The organism is Sediminibacterium goheungense, from assembly GCF_004361915.1.
GTDB lineage: Bacteria > Bacteroidota > Bacteroidia > Chitinophagales > Chitinophagaceae > Sediminibacterium > Sediminibacterium goheungense.
Window position 1 is genome coordinate 763334 of sequence record NZ_SNWP01000010.1, and the last position, 24281, is coordinate 787614.

General features: G+C 42.2%; 16 protein-coding genes. 11 read left to right on the plus strand and 5 right to left on the minus strand.

Annotation, left to right across the window (positions count from 1 at the left end; genetic code table 11):
• Window positions 1-93: 93 nt before the first annotated feature.
• Window positions 94-1383 (plus strand): sensor histidine kinase, encoded by a 1290-nt coding sequence (locus tag BC659_RS03315; RefSeq protein ID WP_133473252.1) that lies wholly within the window; start codon window positions 94-96, stop codon window positions 1381-1383.
• A 163-nt stretch (window positions 1384-1546) separates the two neighbouring features.
• Here the strand turns inward: BC659_RS03315 and BC659_RS03320 are convergent, their stop codons facing one another.
• Together BC659_RS03320 and BC659_RS03325 are read right to left on the minus strand one after the other, a co-directional pair.
• Window positions 1547-2137, minus strand: coding sequence for a 50S ribosomal protein L25 (locus tag BC659_RS03320; RefSeq protein WP_133473253.1), 591 nt, complete (start codon window positions 2135-2137; stop codon window positions 1547-1549).
• 193 nt (window positions 2138-2330) lie between these two features.
• Window positions 2331-3290 carry a ribose-phosphate pyrophosphokinase gene (locus BC659_RS03325; RefSeq protein ID WP_211340690.1) on the minus strand — a complete coding sequence of 320 codons (960 nt, stop codon included), beginning with the start codon at window positions 3288-3290 and terminating at the stop codon, window positions 2331-2333.
• Window positions 3291-3363: 73 nt separating this feature from the next.
• On the opposite strand from BC659_RS03325, the gene radC reads away from it, so the two are divergent.
• On the plus strand, window positions 3364-4053 hold the full coding sequence (gene radC / locus BC659_RS03330; protein ID WP_133473255.1) for a RadC family protein: 690 nt from the start codon (window positions 3364-3366) through the stop codon (window positions 4051-4053).
• Window positions 4054-4183: 130 nt separating this feature from the next.
• Here radC and BC659_RS03335 read toward each other — a convergent pair whose 3' ends face one another.
• The 3 genes from BC659_RS03335 to BC659_RS03345 form a co-directional block, all read right to left on the minus strand.
• Complete coding sequence (locus BC659_RS03335) at window positions 4184-4492, minus strand: DUF3467 domain-containing protein (RefSeq protein ID WP_133473256.1); 309 nt, start codon at window positions 4490-4492, stop codon at window positions 4184-4186.
• A gap of 177 nt (window positions 4493-4669) precedes the next feature.
• Window positions 4670-6112 carry a SusD/RagB family nutrient-binding outer membrane lipoprotein gene (locus BC659_RS03340; RefSeq protein WP_133473257.1) on the minus strand — a complete coding sequence of 481 codons (1443 nt, stop codon included), beginning with the start codon at window positions 6110-6112 and terminating at the stop codon, window positions 4670-4672.
• A gap of 20 nt (window positions 6113-6132) precedes the next feature.
• On the minus strand, window positions 6133-9351 hold the full coding sequence (locus tag BC659_RS03345) for a SusC/RagA family TonB-linked outer membrane protein (protein ID WP_162847339.1): 3219 nt from the start codon (window positions 9349-9351) through the stop codon (window positions 6133-6135).
• Between the two features lie 381 nt (window positions 9352-9732).
• Between BC659_RS03345 and BC659_RS03350 the strand changes: the two genes are divergently transcribed.
• The 9 genes from BC659_RS03350 to BC659_RS03390 all read left to right on the plus strand — a co-directional run bounded on the left by BC659_RS03350 (window position 9733) and on the right by BC659_RS03390 (window position 24166).
• Window positions 9733-10617: a bifunctional 5,10-methylenetetrahydrofolate dehydrogenase/5,10-methenyltetrahydrofolate cyclohydrolase gene (locus BC659_RS03350; protein WP_133473259.1), complete on the plus strand. Its 885-nt coding sequence runs from the start codon at window positions 9733-9735 to the stop codon at window positions 10615-10617.
• A 130-nt stretch (window positions 10618-10747) separates the two neighbouring features.
• Window positions 10748-11329, plus strand: a complete 582-nt coding sequence (locus tag BC659_RS03355) for a 7-carboxy-7-deazaguanine synthase QueE (protein ID WP_133473260.1) — start codon at window positions 10748-10750, stop codon at window positions 11327-11329.
• A gap of 49 nt (window positions 11330-11378) precedes the next feature.
• Window positions 11379-13298 carry an OmpA family protein gene (locus BC659_RS03360; protein ID WP_246027071.1) on the plus strand — a complete coding sequence of 640 codons (1920 nt, stop codon included), beginning with the start codon at window positions 11379-11381 and terminating at the stop codon, window positions 13296-13298.
• 71 nt (window positions 13299-13369) lie between these two features.
• On the plus strand, window positions 13370-14470 hold the full coding sequence (dprA, locus tag BC659_RS03365; RefSeq protein ID WP_133473261.1) for a DNA-processing protein DprA: 1101 nt from the start codon (window positions 13370-13372) through the stop codon (window positions 14468-14470).
• 218 nt (window positions 14471-14688) lie between these two features.
• Window positions 14689-16188: an IMP dehydrogenase gene (guaB, locus tag BC659_RS03370; RefSeq protein ID WP_133473262.1), complete on the plus strand. Its 1500-nt coding sequence runs from the start codon at window positions 14689-14691 to the stop codon at window positions 16186-16188.
• Window positions 16189-16276: 88 nt separating this feature from the next.
• Window positions 16277-17836 carry an apolipoprotein N-acyltransferase gene (lnt, locus tag BC659_RS03375; protein ID WP_133473263.1) on the plus strand — a complete coding sequence of 520 codons (1560 nt, stop codon included), beginning with the start codon at window positions 16277-16279 and terminating at the stop codon, window positions 17834-17836.
• Window positions 17833-18693: an alpha/beta fold hydrolase gene (locus BC659_RS03380; RefSeq protein ID WP_133473264.1), complete on the plus strand. Its 861-nt coding sequence runs from the start codon at window positions 17833-17835 to the stop codon at window positions 18691-18693. Before lnt ends, BC659_RS03380 begins: the two co-directional genes overlap by 4 nt.
• A gap of 12 nt (window positions 18694-18705) precedes the next feature.
• On the plus strand, window positions 18706-21321 hold the full coding sequence (locus tag BC659_RS03385) for a T9SS type B sorting domain-containing protein (protein ID WP_133473265.1): 2616 nt from the start codon (window positions 18706-18708) through the stop codon (window positions 21319-21321).
• Between the two features lie 217 nt (window positions 21322-21538).
• A complete protein-coding gene (locus BC659_RS03390; protein ID WP_133473266.1) occupies window positions 21539-24166 on the plus strand; it encodes a PKD domain-containing protein in 2628 nt (875 codons plus the stop codon).
• The last annotated feature ends 115 nt before the right edge of the window (window positions 24167-24281 follow it).

Sequence of the window (24281 nt, forward strand, 5' to 3'; positions counted from 1 at the left end):
AAAAATAATCAAGAGTTGTATGTGAAGGGGAAATAAAAATGTAGGTTTCTGTGAATATCGTTTTATTTTCGGCTACCATTACCTGCGTACCCAATGAAGACACCCCTCTTATTTCAAAAAGCTATTAATATTGGGATAAGACCTGAACTGGATTTAATTGAACAAAAGAAAACCCGCTTACTCAACTTCATGGTGATACTTGGGCAACTTCACAGCCTGGCCTTCATCATTGTCAATATCATGGAAGGTCATTATTGGAACGTAGGACTACTCTCACTAAATGTTACCGGCGGATTATTGTTTCTTTTTATTAATTCTTATCACTTCATACAGACAGCTCGTATTATTCTCACTATTCTATCTACAGCCAGTTTATGCCTCAGTTCGATTATGTTTCAAAATGGAAATGAATACTATTTCATTACCAATCTGGTAGTAATCAGTTTAATATTTAAAAGAACAAGCGCTATCATCTGGCTCTCCGTACTCACTATTACCTGTTTTGTTTTTATAAGATTCACCGATACCACTCCGTGGATGCTGGAACCACTACCCCATTCAAGGGTATTTATCAATATGACGAGTGCGCTGATATTGGCATTTCTGGGTTTAATTTATTATCGTTTTGAGCAGCGTTTTTATGAACAGCAGTTACAACAAAGTCAGGTAATACTTGAGAAAAAAAACAGCGAGTTGGAAGAATCGAATACCACAAAAGAAAAATTATTTTCCATTATTGCCCATGATCTGCGTTCTCCTATTGCACAACTTAGAAATATACTCGACATGCTCAATAAGCAATTATTGAGTCAGGAGGACTTTTATAAACTTTCCGAACATATTTCTCTAAATGTAAAACAACTACAGGGTGGACTTGATAATCTTCTACAGTGGAGCAACAGTCAGTTACAGGGGATTGAGGCACATCCACAAAAAGTAGATTTCAAATCTACACTTGCACAGGTAATCTCACTTATGCAGGCTGAGATTGAGAATAAATCCTTAGGTATCCATATAGAATCTGAAGGAGGTCCTATCTGGGCCGACCCCAATCATTTACAACTGGTACTGAGAAACCTGCTTTCAAATGCGGTAAAGTACAGTTATAAAAGCGGCGTTATTCATATTCATCACTATACACTCAATCATGAAGTTATTATTTCTATTGCTGATGAAGGTGATGGTATGGATACAGAGATGCAGAAACAACTTTTCTCTGCGGCTAATATCATTTCAAAAAGAGGTACGCTGAATGAAAAGGGAACGGGATTAGGCTTAAAACTGTGCAAGGAATTCGTTGACAAAAACAACGGAAAAATATGGGTAGAAGCAAGAGAACCCAAGGGTAGTATTTTCTTTGTTTCTTTTCCGGCTACGATCTGAAAGGTGGATTGTTAAGAGAAAGCTGTTAGCCACTAGCTATTAGCTTTTTCAGTTAAAGTGAAAATTTGATGGTGGAAGCAAATGGGCTAAAAGCTAGCTAATGGCTAAAAGCTAAAGAAGGCTGCCCTTTCGGACAGCCTTCTTGAAACATATGTATAAGAAATTATTTCTTCTTCTCTTCTTTTGCAGCAGTAGCTTCTTCCTGCTTCAACTGACGCGTCATTACTACCGATGCGATAGGAATACGTGGAGAGTTCAGAATTTCCATGTTATCTGCTTTCACATCTTCTACACGGATATTTCCATTCAGTTCGAGATTGGTAATATCTACAGCAATGTTTTCCTTCAGATCCTTAGGGAAAGTTTTTACTTTCAATGCCTTCATCTTGGTTACCAGTTTACCACCTTCCTTCACACCAACAGATGTTCCGGTAAATTTCAATGGTAAGGTAGCCACTACTTTTTTGTTGTCTACCAGTTCCAGCAAGTCAACGTGAATGAGAGAATCATCTACTTTGTCGAACTGAAGATCTTTCAGGATGCATCTGTAAGTTTTGCCATCCACTTTAACTTCTGCCAGTTGGAATTCACTTGTGTAAACCAAAGGTTTGAAAGCCTTTGCAGGAGCAAAGAAATTGATCTCCTGTGCACCCCCGTAAATTACACCTGGCACGTTTTCCTGAGAGCGAATCTGGCGGGCGGCTTTTTTGCCATTTTCGGTCCTCAGTTGTCCTTCGATTGTAATTGTTTTCATGTTTAAAATTTTGGACGGCAAAAGTAAGGGAAAATCTTTGATTTTTAGCTATGAGCTGCCAGCTGCGGGCTATGAGCTGTACAATAAAAGTAAGACATTGTATATGTTATTGAAAATCAACAATATATACAATGTCTTACTTAATGCAGGTACTAAAAAGCTCGCAGCTCATAGCCCATTGCTCACGGCTTCCCTACCCTCTTCCTTTCAATTGAGAATGAATAAAGAGGCTGGTTATGCTTTTATTCTCGTAGGCGTTGCGGATGGCGATGGCAAACAGGTCGGCTACAGAAATCACTTTTATCTTGGTAGAGACATGGTCTTCTTTCAATGGTATGGTATCGCAAACCACCAGTTCTTCCAGCACACTGTTTTCAATGTTTTCGTAGGCTTTACCGCTTAATACCGGGTGGGTAATCAATGCGCGTACACTTCTGGCTCCTTTTTCCTTCAGCAGGCCTGCTGCTTTTGCCAGGGTACCACCGGTATCACAGATATCATCAACCAGTACGATATCTCTGTCTGTAACATCTCCGATTACCACCATGCTGGCGATTTCATTGGCTCTTTTGCGGTGTTTGTCGCAAATAACCATTTCTGCATTGAAATAACTGGCGATTTCGCGTACACGGTTGGTACTTCCCACATCCGGAGCTGCAAATGTGAGATGCTGCAGTTTCAATTGCTCAATATACGGTATGAAGATGGCTGAGCTATCGAGGTGATCAACCGGTACATCAAAAAACGCCTGAATTTGAGCGGCGTGGAGATCCATTGTTATCACCCTATCCGCTCCGGCTGCTTCCAACAGAGTTGCTATAAGTTTGGAGCCGATTGCTACCCTTGGTTTATCCTTACGGTCCTGACGGGCAAACCCATAATAAGGTATTACTGCAATGATTTTATAGGCGCTGGCACGTTTGGCTGCGTCGATCATCAACAGTAATTCCATCAGGTTATCGGTAGGTGCATAAGTGCTTTGAACCAGGAAAACATAATCGCCGCGGATACTTTCCAGGAAGATAGGCTGGAACTCTCCGTCACTGAATTTCTGGATATTGATTTTACCAATGGGGGCACCAAAACGTTGTGCGATTTTTTCTGCCAGCTTTTGTGAACCTGTGCCGGAGAAAATCTTGACAGATGGATTCATAATAGAGGGAATATGCGGCGAAGATAGAGATTAGGTTAAGAAATTATGATTTGAAAATTTCAATTTTTTTACCATGGAAAAAAATACCATCAAAGAATGGGCATCAGATGATCAGCCCCGCCAAAAATTACTTACCAAAGGGGTTGAAACCCTGAGTGACTCCGAGCTGTTAGCGATTCTCATTAACCATGGGATTCCGGGTAAATCTGCCCTTTCACTGGCCAAGGAACTACTATCTTATTGCAAAAACGACCTGAATATCATGGGTACTTTGTCGGTAAAGTCGATCTGTAAATTAGGCATTAAAGGGCTGGGCGAAGCAAAAGCCGTAACCATAACGGCAGCACTGGAGATTGGTTTACGCAGGCACCAACTCATTGTGAAAAAAGAGATCATTAAAAGCAGTGAGGATATTGCTGAATTTTTGCGGGCCAAAATGGCTCACAAGCCACAGGAAATATTTGCTGTCTTATTTCTAAACCGGGGCAACAGGATCATTACCCTGGAAACCGTTAGCGAAGGTGGTATTACGGGTACAGTAGTAGACATCCGTATTATTCTCAAAAAAGCCGTTTTACATGATGCGGTATCCCTTGTTTTATGCCATAATCACCCCAGCGGCAACCTGCAACCCAGCAGGGCCGATGAATTGATTACACAAAAAATTAAGGAGGCAGCAGCATTATTCGATATCCGCTTACTGGACCATATTATTGTAAGTACTGACGGGCATTATAGTTTTGCAGATGAAGGCAAACTCTGATAAGCAGGATGGGTAGATGTACAGGATGAATTGGATGATTAGAATGCAAGCTGCAGAAAACTTTCTCGGCAACCATCTACATTTCGGATCTGTATATCCTGTGCATCCACATCATCATGCCTTATCCCAGTTATGCCTGTGCAGTAGGGCCGCCGAAATTCATCGGTATTTCGATATGTTCCAGATCCTGTATGGTTCCATTGGCAGCTTCGAAGCGTGCAATATTTTCTTCCAGTGCTTTCATAAACCGCTTGGCATGCATAGGTGTGAAAATAATTCTTGACTTAACCCTGCTTTTTGGCGTACCGGGCATCACATTTACAAAATCGATCACAAATTCTGCATTGCTATGTGTAATGATGGCGAGGTTGGCATATTCGCCTTCTGCCATTTCTTCGCTGATTTCAATATTCAACTGGTTATTGGGTTGCTGTTCCATATGATGATTTAAGGATGACAAAATTAGGCGAAAATAAATGGTATCTGTATATGGGTATAAAAAAGAGAAGGCCGGTAAGAATACCGGCCGTTCTCATGTGCATGATAAACTATAAAAACTGAAAACGAGTGACTATTTATTCAATTGGAATTTACAACATTTTCCAATATCACTGCACTATTTATCCCACCAAACTTTTGCATTCATGGAATTAGAATTGTAAGACGCCGCAGCGCTTGCATAGTTGGTTGGGTTATACAGTGGTTCATTTGAACCGTATGGAATTCTTCTGGGAACAGCATTGGCTGAACCAGGAACAGCGGCCATGGTTGGGAAACCGGTTCTACGGTATTCAGCCCAACCCTGGTTACCATCAGGATAATAAGATAACCATCTCTGCTCTCCAATTTTCTGTGCATCAGAAGCCAGGCCGGTTAAAGCCACATCTGTCTGAGCCAGGTAGGTAGCAATGGCACCAGCATTGGTAATGCCCCAACGGTTCATTTCAGCTGTAATACCATTGGCATACATGGTTGCTACTACTTCAGTAGTCCAGCCAAGACGTGCAGCTTCAGCACGGGCCAGGAAAACCTGTCCGGCAGTCATCAGGTACATAGGCATGGTTTGGGCAGTAGTCGTAAAACCATAGAGAAAGCCAAAACTAGGATTCGCAGTTTGCCATGCAAGTGCATCCGCACGTGTTAATCCATAAGGAAAACCTTTAGAATTATTGGTGAACACATTGATACGAGGATCGCTTTTAGCTGTTAGCTGATCTGTTACCGTTTTACTTACTGCGTAGTCAAAACGCTGCGTAACCACATAGTAGTTATAGATCGGGTTACGATAGTTACCACCTGGGTATACAATCGCTGCATTATCTGCATTATTATCGATTACACCTGCAGCAATGGCGGCTGCGAACTCAGCCTTACCCAGTGTAGCATTTGCCTTAGACATACGCAGCGCTATGGTAGCGATGAGTGAGTTGGCAAATTTTTTCCACTTGGTTGTGTTACCACTGTACATGATGTCGCCCTGAACAGTTAAGCCACCATCAAATTGGGCAACTGATTCTTTCAGTTCTTTAATAAGGTCAGGATAAATCAACTCCTGCTTATCGTAGGCGATGGTTCCTTTACCTTTTAAAGCTTCGAAATAAGGGATATCACCATAAGCATCTGTAAGCATCCAGAAGTTATAGGCTTTCAGGATACGTGCAATAGCAATCTGGTTATTGTTAGAACCAAACTGGGCTGCTGCTGTCTTGGTAGCAGGATCTGTATTTACATTGATGATATTCTGTAAATCATACAAATCACCAGAATAGGTACCATCCCAGTTAATAACAGGGCTTGCATACCTTGAGATATCTGTATACTGGGTTTCAGACATGTACTGACAGTAAAGTCCGGCAGTGGTATTAATGGTACCACCCCATACATTTCCACCCGCACCAGCAAGAACGTTGGTTAACAGTGCTGATGTAATGGGAACAGTTGTTGCGTTAGGGTTATTATTGATGGTACCGAAATCATCAATACCCTTACTACAACCTGTAAGCAAGGTTGCAAAAACCCCTAATGCCATTGCGGCTCTTTTAAAATTCACTTGTGTCATATAAATGATATTTAAGGGTTTTAGAAATTAAGTTTTAAGTTAAATCCGATTGAACGTGAACCTGGCAGGTTACCATCTTCACCTTGTACACCACTGATCTCAGAGGGGTCGAAGTTTTTGGTATCGCGATAGATAAAGAACAGGTTACGTGCAATTACTGAAACTGATGCTCCCTGGAATACTTTTCCTATTTTACCCATTTTCTGGGTTGGAATAGCATAACCGAGGCTTAACTCACGCAGTTTTACAAAAGATAAGCTGTGAACGAATGGTTCAGCGATCTGCTGATAGTAGAACTGATGGAAATAGTCATATGCATCAACATAAACATCCACCGGCGTTTTTCCATCCGCAGCATCCACACCTCTTACACGAACACCACCGCCTGAAGCAACCGGGTCACGAACAGGGTTACCTTTATCGTTTTTACCTGCAGTTGTATTCAACAGACCAGAGAAGGTACCCCACTGCTCAGACAGAGAGAAGAATTTACCACCTACCTGATAATCAAATGTCATACCGAGGTTCCAGTTTTTGTAAGTAATAAAGTTCTGTAAACCACCTGTAAGTTTTGGTACAACAGAACCCCACTCTTTATTGGCATCAGCCTGATACCAGCCTAAACCACCGCTGAAACCATTGGTAGTAATGAGAGGCTGACCATCAGCATTACGCTTGATACCGCCACCCATCAGCATACCCCACTGCTTGTCTACAAAGTGGAAAGCACGTGCAAAACGGGTACCGAATGAACCACCAGCCAATGTATAGCTTGTTAAACCAGGAGCCAGTGCCCTTACTTTATTATCTAAGATATAAGCAACGGTTTTATTAAGTTCCCAGCTGAAGTTTCTTTTCTTCATTACACTAACACCGAGTTCCATTTCCAAACCGGAACGTGTTACGCGTGCAGCGTTGATGGTCTGAGAAGTAAATCCACTCACGCCACTTACTGTTACACCCAAAGGCTCATCTCTGTTGTCTTCATTATAGTAAACTAAATTCAGACGAACTTTATTTTTAAAGAAACGTAAGTCAACACCCGCTTCCCATGTAGTGGTTAATGCACCACGCAGGTTTGGATCAGGTGTACCGTTTGGTGTCGTCATCAGGAAGTTAGATCCCCATAACAGTGCGTTTACTGAGTAGTTCAGGTTAAGCGCGTATGGTCCGAGGGTCTTTGGTTTTTTACCCCATGAACCGAATACTTTACCAAAGCTCAACCATGAAATTTTCTTGGTGAACTCGCTGAATACAAATGAAGCACCTACAGATGGAGATAACAATGAGTTATTTCCTTTAGGCAGCGTAGAGAACCAGTCGTTACGGAATGCCCATGTTAAGCTGAGGTATTTTTTATATTCCACATCACCAAATGCAAACAATGAATTTGCCTGCTGATCAGACCTTGTATTGGTAATAGTAGGTGTTGTTTTTGAATTGCTGATAGCATACAGATCAGGTACGTTTAAACCTGTGTTAGTGTTAGCAGCAACAGCTCTGTTACGGATATTCAAACGGTTGGCACCTACGTTGGCAGTAACATCAAGATCTCCGAATTTCTGTGTGTAAGTAGCCACACCTTCAAAGTTCCATTCGTTGTTAACTGTATTGCTGGTACCATAGCTGGCCAGTAAACCTGTTTGTCCACCAGAGTTTTCCAGTACACTTGGTACAATGTTCTCCACATTACCACCAAACTGATCTTTACGGATCGCTCCTTTGAATTTGAAGTTTTTAGAGAATTTAACGGTTACATTCAGGTCACCGTATAATCTGTCTCTTCTTTGTGTAAGATTAATATTCTGGAAATAAGTGAAAGGATTGTACCAGTAGTTGGCAGCATACACACTGTTTTTAGGTGCAGCAGCACTCCATGAACCCGGGTTACGACGGAAATTCCATGAAGCAAAAGTTCCTACCGGTGTTTTCAATCCTGCGAGTTCACGCATGATATCAATATCCAGATCGCGGTGGAACCACTGGCTGAAGTTACCCGCTGAGTTATTGGAGTAACCATCATTAAAATCACCGCTGATGAGCTGGTTGGTATAGTTAATATTGGCTCCAACAGTAATGTACTGACCCATATCCATGCTGAATGAAGTATTCAGTGAGTGTCTGAGTGATTTACTGTTTTCCAGCATACCCTTGATGCTCTGGTTGGTATAAGAAACACGGAGATTGGTTCCTGCACCATTGCTATGTGAGAAACTCACATTGGTATTAGAAGTTACACCTGTGTTCCAGAAATCTTTAGCATTATTGGGTTGAGCGGTAAAGCTGGCTGTTTTGCCGGAACGTGCATGTCCCGGAATAAAAGCATACCAGGGAATATATTCTGATCCGTCAATTTTCGGACCCCATGAAGCATCATCGGTAAAATCACGGTAACGCTTACCATTTAATGCCTGCCATTCTGTTGGCATTCCGGCAACATAGTTAAAAGTTAACCATGGACCATCACCACCACCATATTCATTCTGGTACTGAGGTAAAAAAATCGCTCTGTCGAATGTAACAGACTGGTTTACTTCTACGCCCACACCTTTAGGCTTGCTGCCTTTTTTTGTGCTGATAACAATCGCACCGTTACCGGCACGGCTACCAAATAATGCTGTTGCGTTGGCACCCTTTAATACGGTGATATCAGCAACATCATCGGGATTAATATCAAATGAGTTGGTAATGGTACCATCTACTACATAGATAGCCGCAGCATCGCCCAGTGAACCACCACCACGAATACGCAGGAAACCCTGATCATTCAGTTTGGCAGAAGACTGGCCCCTGAACTGCACACCCGCCACTTTACCGGCCATTGCATTGTTCAGGTTTGGCTGACGGATAACATTCAGTTTTTCATCGCTGATTACCTGCGAACTGAATGGGGTAGTACGCTGTGATTTTTTTACACCGAAGGCACTGGTTACAAATACTTCTTCCAGTTCGCCCGCCAGTGTTTTAACAGTAATGTTCTGGTAAGCAGAAGAAGCCGTAAACTCGTAGGTTTCGTGCCCGACAGCTGAAACTGTCACTTTTGAACCCTGCTTAACCCTTAAGCTGAATTTGCCGGCATCATCGGCTTTAACGGCATTGTTGGTGCCTTTTTCCTGGATAGTGGCATTCGGTAAGGGACCCCGGTCATCAGATACCTGACCCTGTACCACCACTGTTTGCGCAAAGCTGGATAGCGTCCACAGCAATGCAGCAGCTAACAGTGTTAGACTTTTTCTCATGTGCATTATTTTAGAATGAAGAATAATTGTTAAAATGATTTAACAATTTCTGAGCGTTAAATTAGGGATGTTTTGTTAAAACGTTAAAAAAAATTTTATTTTCTTTAACATTTATGAAAATATTGCTGATTATGAGCTACTTGTGTTAAAAAAATAGAAATATGTAAAAAACAGAAATGTATTCACCCTTTATTTTCTCCTGAAAAAACCGGTAAAACGGATACATAAATCTGTTTTCAACTACAATTGTACTTCTTGAAATCTACGATTCGTTTGTTCTAACCGGTTATTTTACGAGAATTATTATAATATTCTAAATATGTAACTATGCCTTCTCAACTTGTTTCATAAAGTCAACCCGTATTTAAATACTTTTGCGCCATGTTAGTATTAGACGGAAAAATTGCAGCTGCAGCAGTAAAAGATGCATTAAAAACAAAAACAGCCGCATTGGCAGCAGAAGGTAGGAGAAAACCACACCTGGCCGCTATTCTTGTTGGCAACAACGGGGCCAGTGAAACTTATATAGCCAGTAAGGTAAAAAACTGTGAAGAAACCGGTTTTGCATCAACGTTACTCAGACTGGATGAGAACTGTACAGAAGCCGATTTATTGAAAATCATTACGAACCTGAACCAGGATCCTTCCATTGATGGTATACTGGTCCAACTTCCACTACCAAAACAAATTGCCGAACAGAAAGTAATTGAAGCCATCGATCCTTCAAAAGATGTTGACGGTTTTCATCCTGTTAATGTGGGAAAACTGGTACAGGGACTTTCTACTTTTATTCCTGCAACGCCTTATGGAATCATGCTCATGCTGGAACATTTTAATATTGAAACAAAAGGCAAGCATGCAGTGGTAATCGGAAGAAGCAATATTGTGGGAAGACCCATGAGTATATTACTCAGCAGTAACCTTAAACACGGTAATTGCACCGTTACTGTCTGTCATTCTCATACACCCGATCTCAAATCATTCTGTTTACAGGCAGACATTATTGTAGCGGCTTTAGGCAGACCCGGCTTTGTTACGGCTGACATGGTAAAAGATGGCGCAGTTATTATTGATGTAGGTATTACACGTGTGGAAGACAGCACTGCAAAAAAAGGTTTCCGGATCAAAGGCGATGTTGCCTACGATGAAGTTGCGGCCAGAGCTTCTGCTATTACGCCGGTTCCGGGTGGTGTTGGACTGATGACCATTGCAGGCTTGCTGAAAAATACCATGCAGGCATATGAGCAGAGAGCGAATAGCATATAGGTGATAGCTTATGGCTAATAGCCATAACAAATACTATTTGCCATAACCTATAGGCTATAAGCTATTCCTAACAATACATAAAATAACGACCATCAACCATAACAAAATACATACCACCACATTACCCGTAATGGAAGCTTTTTATACCCTTCAGGGCGAGGGCTTTCATCAGGGGCGTGCTGCATATTTTATCCGCCTGGGTGGATGTGATGTGGGTTGTGTTTGGTGTGATGTGAAAGAAAGTTGGGATGCGTCGAAACATCCACTGGTGAGCATTGAGGATATTGTGAAACAGGCCGCCTCATTTCCGGGCAGATTAGCCGTTATTACCGGGGGCGAACCGCTGATGCATCAACTGGATGAACTTACAGGTGCTTTGCACCAGCAAGGTTTTGAAACCAATATTGAAACCTCAGGTTCTTCTCCTCTTAGTGGAGATTGGGACTGGATCTGCCTTTCTCCTAAAAAATTTAAAGCACCCCTTCCTGAAATTGTGCCATTAGCCAATGAACTGAAAGTGGTGATCTTTAATAAACATGATTTTGTATGGGCCGAAACCTATGCTGCCCATGTAAATCCACAGTGTAAACTTTATTTACAACCGGAATGGGACAAAGCCTCTCTGGTAACACCCTTGATCGTAGACTATATAAAGGACCATCCACAATGGGAGCTGAGTCTTCAGGTACATAAATACATCAACGTTCCGTAATTCCAGAATTTTAACAAGCTCCTGTGCTGTTTTTTCCGAACTTTCGAATGTGAAAAACACGCATCGTATTACGGGTCTGCTGACCCTTCTATTTTCTCTGCAGCTTTCCGCTCAAACATATGAACCGGATAAAGTAAAAACGAAAGCACTGGCCCGCTATGAAGAAGCCATTATCTTCCTGAAAGATGGCGCCATAAAAGAGGCGGTTCCTGTATTACTCGATTGCATTATTATTGATTCCAATTTTGTAGATGCTTATTTATCACTTGCCGGTGCGTTGGGAGAATTGAAACAGTACCAGCGTTCTGTAACCCTATATGAAAAAGCAAAGGCTAAAGACCCTGCTTATTTCAACGTTTACCATCTCCCCTATTCTATTAATCTTGCCGGACTGGGAAAATTTGAAGAAGCGCTGGCTGCTGTAAATAATTTTTTAGCCATCCCCAACCTGAGTGAACGTGGTAGAAAGAGTGCGCAATACAGAAAAGGCACTTACCAGTTTGCCATTCAATATGCATTGCAGCATCCGGTAACAGATTATCAATTTGCACCGGTAAATCTGGGCGACAGTGTAAACGGACCCCGATCAGAATACTATCCTTCTGTAACGGTAACAGACAGTCTCCTCGTGTATACAAGACGAACCGGCGACCAGCGTGAAGATTTTATGCAAAGCAGCATCAGGGATAAAAAATTCGGAAAAGCAGTACTGATAAACGGAGACATAAATATTGAACCACTCAAAGGAGCCATCACAGTTTCACAGGATGGAGAATGGTTATTGTTTGCCGGAAATTTATCCGGACAGGGATTAGGCGATTACGATATTTATCTTTCACAATATACCCCACAGGGCTGGAGCGAACCTGAAAACCTGGGTCCTACTATTAATACTGAATTCTGGGAAAGTTCACCAGCCTTAAGTCCGGATAAAAGAGTACTCTATTTCAGCAGTAACCGACCCGGTGGCTATGGAGGAAGAGATCTATACATGTCTGTGCGTCAACCAAACGGTCGCTGGGGCAAAGCCATAAATATGGGCCCCGCTGTAAATTCTGCCGGTGATGAACTCGCACCTTTTATTCATGCAGATAACCAGACACTTTTTTATACTTCCGATGGTTTACCAGGTTATGGAAACTCTGACCTGTTTGTCATACGCAAAAATGATAAAGGAGAATGGGGTGCTCCGGAGAATTTAGGCTATCCGATTAATACTATTGAAAACGAGGGAAGCCTGGCCGTTTCTGCTGACGGTTTAACAGCTTATTATGCAAGCGACAGGAGTGACAGCCGTGGTAATCTTGATCTCTATAGTTTTCAACTGAGACCTAATATCAGACCTAACCGAACGCTCTATGTAAAAGGAAAAGTAACCGATGCGAAAACCAATCAGGGTATTCCATCTACTATTGAGTTAACAGATAATAACAGCAACCTCGTACTTATGAAAGTACAGACCGATGAACTCGGAGATTACCTTGTAACATTACCTGTAGGCAAGGATTATACATTTACCGTAAATAGAAAAGGCTATTTATTTTACAGTGAAGTGTATGCCTTAAGCAGAAAAGATGCAGACAGTACTTACCAGAAAAATATTCAGCTCAATCCTGTTCAGTTGAATGCCAGTTTTGTTTTCAATAATATTTTATTTGCCACCAACAGTTATACATTACCTGCCAACGGACTGGCAGAGTTGCAACAATTAATACAGGTATTACAGGACAACCCCACATTAAAAGTTGAAATCAGCGGGCATACAGATAATACCGGCAACCCGAAAGAGAATCTCAATCTTTCCACCAATCGTGCCAAAGCGATTGTTGATTATCTGACAGAAAAAGGTATTGAAAGCAGTCGTTTATCCTATAAAGGCTATGGCGATACACAACCGATTGCCGATAACAGTACAGAAAGTGGAAGGGCCAAAAACAGAAGAACGAGCTTTACGGTGACTGGTTTATAAAAGTACTCCTGCGTAAAAATCTATGTATAAATACCTGATTTTCGAATCAGCATTTGTATGACATTGTCGGGATGTATACACAGGAACAGATTTATCAGTTATCGCTAACCAGGATACCGGATCTCGGTAGTATTCTCACCCGCTACCTTATTGACCATTTTGGCTCCGCCACTGCTGTTTTCAGTGCGCGGCTGAAAGAACTGTCAGCTGTAGAAGGTATCGGTACCTACCGGGCCAGTCAGATAAAAAAATTCAAAGATCATTCGCTCGCAGAAGAAGAATTATCAGCCATATCCGCAAAAAATATTGAGCTACTGTTTATTACTGATGAAAAATATCCATGGAGGCTCAGGAATTGTCCCGATGCTCCATTGGTTTTATTTTACAAAGGAACTGCCAATCTTAACCATAACAGAACAGTAAGTATAATCGGGAGCCGTCATCATACCGAATATGGACGCTGGGCCACAGAACAACTGGTGCAGGCATTGCAACCCTATCAGGTAAGCATTATCAGTGGACTTGCCTATGGTATTGATGCGATTGCGCATAAGGCAGCATTACAGCAAAAGATGGATACGATTGGCGTATTGGCACATGGTTTTAAAACCATTTATCCCGGACTTCACAGATCATTGGCTTTTGAAATGATTGAACGAGGTGGTTTGCTTACAGAATTTTTATACAATGAATTACCCGACCGGCATCATTTTCCAAAAAGAAACAGAATTGTAGCCGGCATGTCAGATGCAACGGTGATCATAGAAACGGCCGTAAAGGGTGGCAGTATGATCACCGCTGATCTGGCTTTTCAGTACAACCGCGATGTATTTGCATTACCGGGCCGCATCAATGATGCCAAAAGCAGTGGTTGTTTACAGCTGATCGCAGAAAATAAAGCCACAGCATTTATCAGTCATACCCATTTTCTGGAAACATTGGGATGGATGGAAATAAAAAAGAAAAAAAAGGCAGAAAAGCCATTATTCTACGACCTCAGTCCACAGGAACAAATCATTTATAACTTATTACAGGAAAAACAACCACTGCATATTGATGAAATATACCTGCTGGGCAAACTCAGCAGTTCCGAAATGGCAGCTGCCATACTGAACCTCGAATTACAGAACATTATCATCCCACTACCAGGAAAGAACTACAAGTTGAGCTGATGGCGGATGGGTAATAGCTTATAGCGTATGGCTAATAGGATATAGCATATGGTTAATAGCTTATGGCTTATCGTTTGAAGTAATATTATGATCTACCATACACCATCCACTATACGCTATTCGCTATAAGCTATTACCCATACGCTACAAGCCATAAGCCATGATCCACCCCAAAATCATTTTTTGGAGTCAATATACCTGCTGTACTATCTTTGCACATGGCAACAAGAAAATCTTCTCCCCGTAACACCGCTGCCGCTTCCAGACTATTTGGCGAAGGGCTCACCTTCGATGATGTACTGCTGATGCCGGCTTACAGCGAAATTCTTCCCCGCGAAGTAGATATCCGATCTCAGTTAACCAAAGCCATCACTTTGAATGTACCCATTCTGTCTGCGGCTATGGATACCGTTACAGAAGCCGGTCTGGCCATTGCATTGGCCCGTGAAGGGGGGCTGGGTATCCTGCATAAAAACATGAGTATTGAAAAACAGGCAGAGCAGGTTCGTAAGGTAAAACGGAGTGAAAGTGGTATGATCATCGACCCGGTAACCTTACTGGTAGATGCTACCATTGGAGATGCTTTACAATTGATGAGAGAAAATAAAATCGGTGGTATTCCCATTGTGGATGCCGGACAAAAACTGGTAGGTATTCTCACGAATCGTGACCTGCGTTTCGAAACCGATAAGAAGAAAAAGGTAAAGGAAGTGATGACCAAAGAAAACCTCATCATTGCTCCGGAAGGAACCGACCTGAGAAAAGCCGAAAAAATATTACGTTCCTATAAAATAGAAAAATTACCGGTAGTCAATAAACAGGGTAAGTTGATTGGCTTGATTACCTATCGAGATATCATGCAACTCAGCAATTTCCCCAATGCCGTGAAAGATAACCTGGGTCGTTTATTGGTAGGTGCTGCACTCGGCATTACCCGCGATCTGATGGATCGCGCTGCAGCTTTACAACATGTGGGTGTTGATGTGGTAACACTCGATAGCGCACACGGACACAGCAAAGGTGTAATGGAAGCACTGAAAGCACTGAGAAAGAATTTTAAAAACTTACAGATCATTGCCGGTAATGTAGGCACTGCAGAAGGCGCCAAAGCGTTGGCCGACGCAGGTGCCGATTGTGTGAAAGTGGGTATTGGTCCGGGTTCTATTTGTACTACACGTATCGTAGCAGGTGCAGGTGTTCCACAATTAACCGCGATCATGGAAGCCAGCCAGGCATTAAAAACCAAGGGTATTCCAGTCATTGCCGATGGTGGTATCCGTTATACTGGTGATATGGTGAAGGCCCTCGCCGCCGGTGCCAATATGGTAATGATGGGTAGCGTATTTGCAGGCGTTCAGGAAAGTCCGGGTGATACCATCATCTATGAAGGAAGAAAATTCAAAGAATACCGTGGCATGGGTAGTCTGGGTGCTATGAGTCAGGGAAGTGGCGACCGCTATTTTCAGGATGTAGAAGACGATATCAAAAAATTTGTACCGGAAGGTATTGAGGGCCGCGTTGCCTATAAAGGTAGCCTGAGTGAAATTGTATATCAATATGTAGGTGGTCTGAGAGCTGGAATGGGTTATTGTGGTGCCAAAAACATAAAGGCTTTACAGCAGGCTACTTTTGTAAAGATTACCAATGCAGGCATGAAAGAAAGCCATGCACACGATATTGATATTACCAAAGAGGCTCCCAATTACAGCCGTAAATAAAAATATAATCATCCGTTTTGGAAAGAGCGCTTTATAAGAGGCGCTCTTTTCTTTTTTATTCCGAACTTAGATTTCAAAATATAGTGATTTGAAAAAATCTTTGTTTTTCTTAAGCACGCTGAGTGGTTTATTACTTTTTGCGGCCTGGCCCACATCGCCGCTTATGCCCTTTATTTTTATTGCATGGCTCCCTCTTTTAATAGTTGCCGATCAGGTAAAAACGGCTCCCCGTTTTTTTGGTCTTGCTTTCTGGGCCTTACTCATCTGGAACAGTGGTACCACCTGGTGGATGTGGAACTCTACAGATATAGGCACCATTGCTGCCATTATGTTTAACAGCATGCTGATGACTTTCCCATGGTGGGGCTATTTTCATTTGAAAAAGAAAGGAAAAAAAATCGGTTATACCTCTCTCATTGCTTTCTGGATGTGTTTTGAGTACATACACCACAACTGGCAATTAAGCTGGCCATGGCTCACATTGGGTAATGTATTTGCTTCTTATCCCGATACCATACAATGGTATGAATATACCGGCGTTCAGGGTGGAACTTTATGGGTGTTACTGGTAAATATTCTTTTGTATGAATGCTGGCTTTCATATCAACAAAAATCGTTCAGCAAAAAAAAGGGGATTGCAGTCATCCTGCTTTTGTTGCTACCCGTATCAGTTTCTTATCTTATAAAACCATCTCTGACAAAAGAAGCTGTTCAGGATAATATCGTCATCGTGCAACCAAATATTGATCCTTACGGAAAATTCAATGCAGGATCCGGTGCAGAGCAGATACAGCTACTCCTCAATTTATCAAAACAGGCCATTGACAGTCATACCAAAATGATCATCTGGCCCGAAACAGCGATGAGTATTGCAGATTGGCAAAACAATATCAGTAACAACCTCTATTACCAACCCGTATTTGCGTTCAGTCGTGAGCATCCTGCTATCCATATAGTTTCAGGAATTGAAACTTTTAAAAATTATGGAAGAGAGAAAGCAACCGCTACTGCAAGAGAAGCGGGTGATGGCAGTTACTATGATGCCTTCAATGCAGCGGTGCATATCCGTAACGGAGAGGCATTGGGGTTTTATAACAAAAGCAAACTGGTACCCGGTGTAGAATCCTTACCCACTTTTCTGAATTTTATGGCACCGGTTTTTGAGCAGTTTGGTGGTACTACGGGTGGCTATGGCAGATCGGAATCTGCCGAAGTCTTCAGCACCGGCGCCAACAGCTATGTTGCAGCACCGATTATTTGTTATGAAAGTGTATATGGCGAGTACGTAGGTGAATATGTAAAAAAAGGTGCGAATATCTTAACCATCATGACCAATGATGGCTGGTGGGGCAACACGCCTGGTCATAAACAACATTTGGCATATGCTGGACTGCGCGCTATTGAAACAAGAAAATGGGTAGCCAGAAGCGCCAATACAGGTATATCTGCAGTAATTGATCCTACCGGTGCTGTGCGCAGCAGCGAGCCCTGGAACAAAATGAGTACTATTAAATATGCGATACCGGTAATAAACGGAACATCTTTCTATGTTAGCATGGGTGATTACTTGTATAAGCTTGCGTCGCTGCTGAGTATGTTGCTGATACTGCTGAAAATCAAAGATCGTTTTATAAAAAGTAAAGCATGATGCAAAAAAACTGTACCTGGTCTGGCGGCACCATTGCGTATACAATATACGGAGAAGGTATTCCCGTAGTACTATTACATGGTTTTGGAGAAGACAGTAGTATCTGGAACAGACAGGTTGGTTTTCTGCAACAGCATTGTAAACTGATTGTACCGGATTTACCCGGAACAGGAAACTCGCAGTGGGGAATCGTGAATGGTGAATGGTCAATAGTGAATAGAGCTGAAGATTCATTGACCATTGACCATTCACCATTCACGACTCCTTCCATCGATCATCTTGCCTATGCTATTTACGAGCTTTTGTTACAGGAAAACATTCTTTCCTGCTATCTTTTTGGGCATAGTATGGGAGGGTATATTACTCTGGCATTGGCTGAAAAATATCCTTCGTTACTAAAGGGTTTCGGGCTCATCCATTCCACAGCTTTTGCCGATAGTGAGGAAAAGAAAAAAAACAGAGTAAGGGGTATCGAACTGATGGAACAATACGGAGGCTATTCATTTTTAAAAACTACCATCCCGAATCTGTTCGGTCAAAAATTCAAGGAAACCGATAGCCCGTCCATTAACCAACTCATGGAACAATCAAAAGCTTTCTCAACCCTTTCCTTACAGGCTTACTACTATGCCATGATGAAGCGCCCCGACCGAACTCATATATTAAAAGGCAACCCCTTACCCGTTTTGTTCGTAATGGGCACTGAAGATGTAGCGGCACCCTTAAACGATGTTTTACAGCAATCGCATCTTCCTTTAATATCGTATATTCATATACTGGACGGTATTGGTCATATGGGCATGTGGGAATCAACAGACAGGATGAATCAGTTGCTTTTATCATTTATTCAACAATAGTATACCCCTTTTATGAAGAAATATTTCTTCATAATCATCCTTCTGCTGAGCACAGTAACCACCTTTGCACGACATGTGGCGGGAGGTGAATTGTATTATGAGTACCTGGGATCGGGTACATCACCAAATACCAGCAGTTACCGAATTACACTTCGTTTGTTTCGTGAATGTTCATCACCAGGTCCATTTTTAGAAAATGAAAGGGTTTCTGTTGGCATCTATGATAACAGTACGCTTGTTAGTGAATTATCATTGCCCATCCAGGGAAGTGTAAATAAGTTACGTTTAAAAACTGAATTGTTTCAGTGTCTGGTAGGTAACCCTGAAGTTTGTTATGAGGTAGCTATTTACTCCAATGTTATCAGTTTACCGAATAACCAGAATGGTTATGTATTATCCAGGCTTGGTTGTTGCAGGATTGACCGTATTTCCAACCTCGCTACACCGTTAAGTGTAGGGAGTAATTATATTACCAGAATCCCCGGCACTGCCATACTTCCTGAAGAACACAATAGTAGTCCGCAATTTCGTGTACGTGATACCGCATTGGTATGTACCAACAAAAAATTCATCCTCGATTTTGGTGCCACAGATGCTGACAAAGATGAACTTACTTATTCTTTCTGTGAAGGTTTTACGGCAGCCAGTGGTAGTAATAATACAGCAGTACCCAGAACACTGTCACTCGAGCCACTGTCCTATGCCGCACCTTTCAACGGGAATCAGCCATTAGGTGATAAGGTAAGTATTGACCCTGTAACAGGTATTATTTCCGGAACAGCGCCTGCGGGTGGCCAGTACGTGGTAAGTGTATGTATTACAGAATGGCGCAATGGCAGGGCCATTGCAGAGCACCGCAAAGATTTTATCCTGAAAGTAGATGATTGTGATTTAATAGAAGCCGATCTTCCCGATAAAATTATCAAGTGCGATAATAATACGGTATTGTTTCAGAATGGCTCTACTTCATCGGCCATTACTTCTTATGCATGGGAGTTTGGTGTACCTTCTTCTCCCAATAATTTCTCTACACAAGCCACTCCAACATTTGTGTATCAGGATACGGGAAGATATATGGTACGTTTAACGGTAACTGGACCTGAAGGATGTATTGGCAACGACAGTACTGAGGTACTGGTATATCCGGGTTTTAAAACAGATTTCAATAGCACGGGCAATTGCTTTCAGAATCCTTATTTATTTTTTGATGCCACTACTGCTGTGTACGGAGTCGTTAATAAATGGAAATGGAACTTTGGGGTAGATACCACACTGGCTGATACTGCCATACTAAAAAACCCTTCCTACAAATATGTAAAGGGCATGAGCGTTTTTGTTACGCTGGTTTCAGAAAGCAGCAAAGGCTGTATTGATAGTGCAAGAAAAGCCATTACCATCAGAGATAAGCCCTTGATCAATTTACCTTTCAGAGATACTGTAATCTGCAGCGTAGATAGTTTGTTGATTCCTGTTACGGGCAGCGGTACATTTAACTGGTTACCCAATAAAAACATACTGGCTGCAAACACCAACCGACCGGTTGTGTTTCCGAAAGACACCACGAAATATATTGTTACCATGCAGGAAAATGGTTGTACCAATTCGGATACCGTTACGGTGAATGTGGTAAATTTTATTTCCGTTACACTAGGTGCAGATACTACTATCTGTCAGACTGATACATTTATTTTACGACCGAATACCATTGCCAGTTCTTTTGTATGGACGCCAGCCACTTCTTTGAATAATCCGGGCATTAAAAATCCGGTCGCAAAGCCACTCAGCAATACTACTTATACGGTTACAGGTAATCTGGGTAGATGCCAGGCTACAGATCAGATCAATGTACATGTAGCACCCTACCCCAGGGTAAATATCCTTACACAGGATACAGTTATCTGTTATGGCAGCCGTGTACAGCTAAACGGAACTTTTACGGGTACCCAGTATCGCTGGACACCCACAAATTCTTTGTTCAATGCTGCTACATTAAATCCACTGGCGGGCCCTTCTCAATCCACTGTATATACTTTATCCGTAAGAGATACCCTTTCAGGCTGTCCTAAAACAGTCACAGATTCCATCCGTATCCATGTCATTCCTTTTATACAGGTAAATGCCGGAAGGGATACCACTATTGTTCCTGACCAGCCCTTACAATTACAGGCTTTTACATCATCAGGCACTCAATATACATGGACGCCCTCATTGGGTATGAATAATACTACGATACTCAATCCGGTTATTGTATTGGGTGATGACATAGATTCTGTTGTTTACCGGCTCCGTGTAAGTGACCTGGGGGGCTGTTATGGTGAAGATGATATAAAAGTGAGGGTATTCAAGGGGAAACCTGATATTCTGGTACCCAGTGCTTTCACACCCAATGGCGATGGAAACAATGATCTCTTTAAACCCAATCCTGTGGGTATTTCCCAATTACAGTATTTCAATATTTACAATCGCGCCGGGCAACTCATCTACAGTACCCATGAACAGGGCAAGGGATGGGATGGTTCCTATAATGGACTGAAACAACCTTCCGGTACCTATGTATATATGGTACAGGGGGCGGATTTTACAGGGAAGACCGTTTTCCGTAAGGGTACGGTGGTATTAATCCGTTAGACTTTCTAATCAAGGCAACGATTCAGGCAGATGGTATGTCAAAACCATGTATCTGTCGATTATTTGACAGGCAAAGCAGCAAAATACATCCTATCCCTATCTTTAAAGGGTGTTGTAAACCCGTTAAAAACAGTGATGATTGATTTCACATGTGAGATGGGTTGTATTTTCACGGTTTAATTGAGAAATCCCTAATTGATATTGTCCGGATCAGTTCATGAAGAAATTAGCTATTTTATTATTCATTTTTTTTATTGCGGGTGCTGCAGAAGCTGCTCACCTGAAAGGTGGCTGGATTCAGTATGAGTATCTTGGTCCTGGTGCTAGTGCCAATTCTTCCAGATATAAAATAACTGTTCGTCAATACCTGGACTTTAATTCTTCAGCCGGGCAAGTAGATGCATTTGTGGCCATTGGAATTTTTAATGGTTTAACCAATGCAACTGTACAAACAGTGAATGTAAATCTAACCAGTACAGAAATGCCTGAAAAAACTGATTATGATTTATGTCTGAATCCAAGACCTCCCAACCCTCCGGTAAGATTCAGAATTGATAAATATGAAACGACTGTTGAGCTCCCCAATATTAATGGCGGATACACACTCGCCATTCAAAGATGCTGCCGCATCAACGGCATTGTAAATGTTAGTAACTCAGCTTCAGTTGGTGTTACTTATACAACTAAAATTTCCGGAATTATTAATGGCATTGATTATTCTGCAAATAGTAATCCGGTTTTCGTTCAAAGAGATACAGCACTTATTTGTTTTAATGCTCCTTTTACTTTTGATTTTGCTGCTTCAGATGCAGATGGAGATAGTCTTGCCTATAGCTTTTGTGACGGAGTAAATACCCCAACAACCGAAGCTAAGCCTTTGAGTCCAAGCAATCCACCTTATCCGAATGTACCTTATTCTCAAAATTATTCTGGGAATAGCCCCATGGGGCCTACTGTAAACATTAACAGAAGAACCGGTTTGATATCTGGTATTGCACCATCTACCATTGGTGATTATGTAGTTGCTGTTTGTGTTGAAGAATATAGAAACGGCGAATTGATTGGTACAACAAGAAAAGAGATACATATTACAGTTGGTAACTGTACGTTGGCAGGTGCCAGTCTGAAACCCAGTTATATTACCTGTGATGGTTTTACCATGAGTTTTCAAAACGAATCTACCAGTTCTAATATTACAGGTTATTTATGGGACTTCGGGGAAAGCAATGCTCCCGTTTCAACCAATCCAACACCAACACATACTTATAAAGACACAGGCACCTATACACTAAAACTAAAAGTTACCAGTTCAGGCGGATGCCAGGATTCAACAACGGCGCAGGTTCGTGTGTATCCTGGCTTTATACCTGATTTTACGGTTCAGGGTACCTGTTACCTCAACACCTATAATTTTAAAGATGCCACCACCACTGCATATGGCGTGGTAAACAGCTGGCGCTGGGATCTCGGCGACCCAACTACCATCGCCGATACCTCTACCAGAAAAGATACTGCCTGGAAATATAACACCCCACAATCGGTACAGGTAAGGCTTATTGCCAGCAATAGCAAGGGTTGTGTAGACACAGTTGTAAAGACCATCAATATTCTGGATAAACCCATCGTAAACCTTGCTTTCAGAGATACGCTGATCTGTAGTATTGATACCCTGCGACTCAATGCAACCGTTGGAAACGGTTCTGTAGCCTGGGTACCAGACAGGGCAGCGAGTATCGCCAGGATGTCGGGGAACAATACGCCCAATCCATTGGTATACCCCGTTGATACAACCCGGTATATAGTAACGGTAAATGATAATGGTTGTATCAACACAGATACAGTTACCGTCAACGTACTCGACTTTATTGATGTTGAACTTGGCCCGGATACATCTATCTGCAGAACCGACCGGTTTACGCTAAGTCCGGTAAGTGATGCGTTGAGTTATCAGTGGACTACCTCAACAGGTATTCCGATAACGGCGAATACAAAATACCCAACCGTACAACCACTGGTAAACACTACCTATTATGTTACGGCCAACTTAGGTTATTGTCAGGACAGGGATTCTGTTTTCGTATTGGTGGCACCTTACCCACAGGCCGTGGTGAGAAGTGATACTGCCATTTGTTTTGGCGACCGTGTGCAACTCGAAGGAAGTATTGTGGGGGCAGGTTTTATATGGTCGCCTTCCAACTCCATCATTAATGCCAATACATTGTTTCCGGTTGCGGGCCCTTCCAAAACTACGCAGTATGTATTAACGGCCATAGACACCATTGGCTGCGACAAGCCTGTTTCTGATACTGTTACCATCACGGTGATTCCACCGATTAAAGCCTATGCAGGCAGAGATACGTTCACGGTTGCTGGCAGACCCTTACAATTATCGGCATCTGGTGGCAACAATTATCTCTGGCGACCCACCACCGGTCTTGATAATCCAAGCACCGATGCCCCTATTGCTACTTTACCGGCCACCATCGACTCTATCCGATACATTGCAAGAGTAAGTAGTGGCAACTGTTTTGCAGAAGATGATGTACTGGTGCGGGTGTTTAAAAACGGTCCAGACTTATATGTACCTTCTGCCTTTACACCCAATGGCGATGGATTGAACGATATTGTTCGTCCGGTAGGTGTTGGCATCGCACAGTTACAGCATTTCAGAATTTATAATCGCTGGGGGCAACTACTCTATACAACTTCTCAATTCGGACAAGGCTGGGATGGCAGCTATAATGGCGTAAAACAACCCGCAGGTACCTATGTGTACGAAGCCATAGGAAACGACCAGTCTGGCAACCGTGTTTACAGGAAAGGAACTTTGGTGTTGATCAGATAGCATTTGGCCTATGGCTGATGGCGTATAGCTGATAGCAACTAATTACAGGTATTTGTTGAACAAAAGTAACAACCCTGCTATTTGCCATGATCCATAAGCTATTTACGATATGCTT

Bases quoted from the DNA above. Each gene is read 5' to 3' on its own strand.
- BC659_RS03315 (WP_133473252.1), top strand. From the start codon at position 94: ATGAAGACACCCCTCTTATTTCAAAAAGCTATTAATATTGGGATAAGA.
- BC659_RS03320 (WP_133473253.1), bottom strand. From the start codon at position 2,137: ATGAAAACAATTACAATCGAAGGACAACTGAGGACCGAAAATGGCAAA.
- BC659_RS03325 (WP_211340690.1), bottom strand. From the start codon at position 3,290: ATGAATCCATCTGTCAAGATTTTCTCCGGCACAGGTTCACAAAAGCTG.
- radC (WP_133473255.1), top strand. From the start codon at position 3,364: ATGGAAAAAAATACCATCAAAGAATGGGCATCAGATGATCAGCCCCGC.
- BC659_RS03335 (WP_133473256.1), bottom strand. From the start codon at position 4,492: ATGGAACAGCAACCCAATAACCAGTTGAATATTGAAATCAGCGAAGAA.
- BC659_RS03340 (WP_133473257.1), bottom strand. From the start codon at position 6,112: ATGACACAAGTGAATTTTAAAAGAGCCGCAATGGCATTAGGGGTTTTT.
- BC659_RS03345 (WP_162847339.1), bottom strand. From the start codon at position 9,351: ATGAGAAAAAGTCTAACACTGTTAGCTGCTGCATTGCTGTGGACGCTA.
- BC659_RS03350 (WP_133473259.1), top strand. From the start codon at position 9,733: ATGTTAGTATTAGACGGAAAAATTGCAGCTGCAGCAGTAAAAGATGCA.
- BC659_RS03355 (WP_133473260.1), top strand. From the start codon at position 10,748: ATGGAAGCTTTTTATACCCTTCAGGGCGAGGGCTTTCATCAGGGGCGT.
- dprA (WP_133473261.1), top strand. From the start codon at position 13,370: ATGTATACACAGGAACAGATTTATCAGTTATCGCTAACCAGGATACCG.
- guaB (WP_133473262.1), top strand. From the start codon at position 14,689: ATGGCAACAAGAAAATCTTCTCCCCGTAACACCGCTGCCGCTTCCAGA.
- BC659_RS03380 (WP_133473264.1), top strand. From the start codon at position 17,833: ATGATGCAAAAAAACTGTACCTGGTCTGGCGGCACCATTGCGTATACA.
- BC659_RS03385 (WP_133473265.1), top strand. From the start codon at position 18,706: ATGAAGAAATATTTCTTCATAATCATCCTTCTGCTGAGCACAGTAACC.
- BC659_RS03390 (WP_133473266.1), top strand. From the start codon at position 21,539: ATGAAGAAATTAGCTATTTTATTATTCATTTTTTTTATTGCGGGTGCT.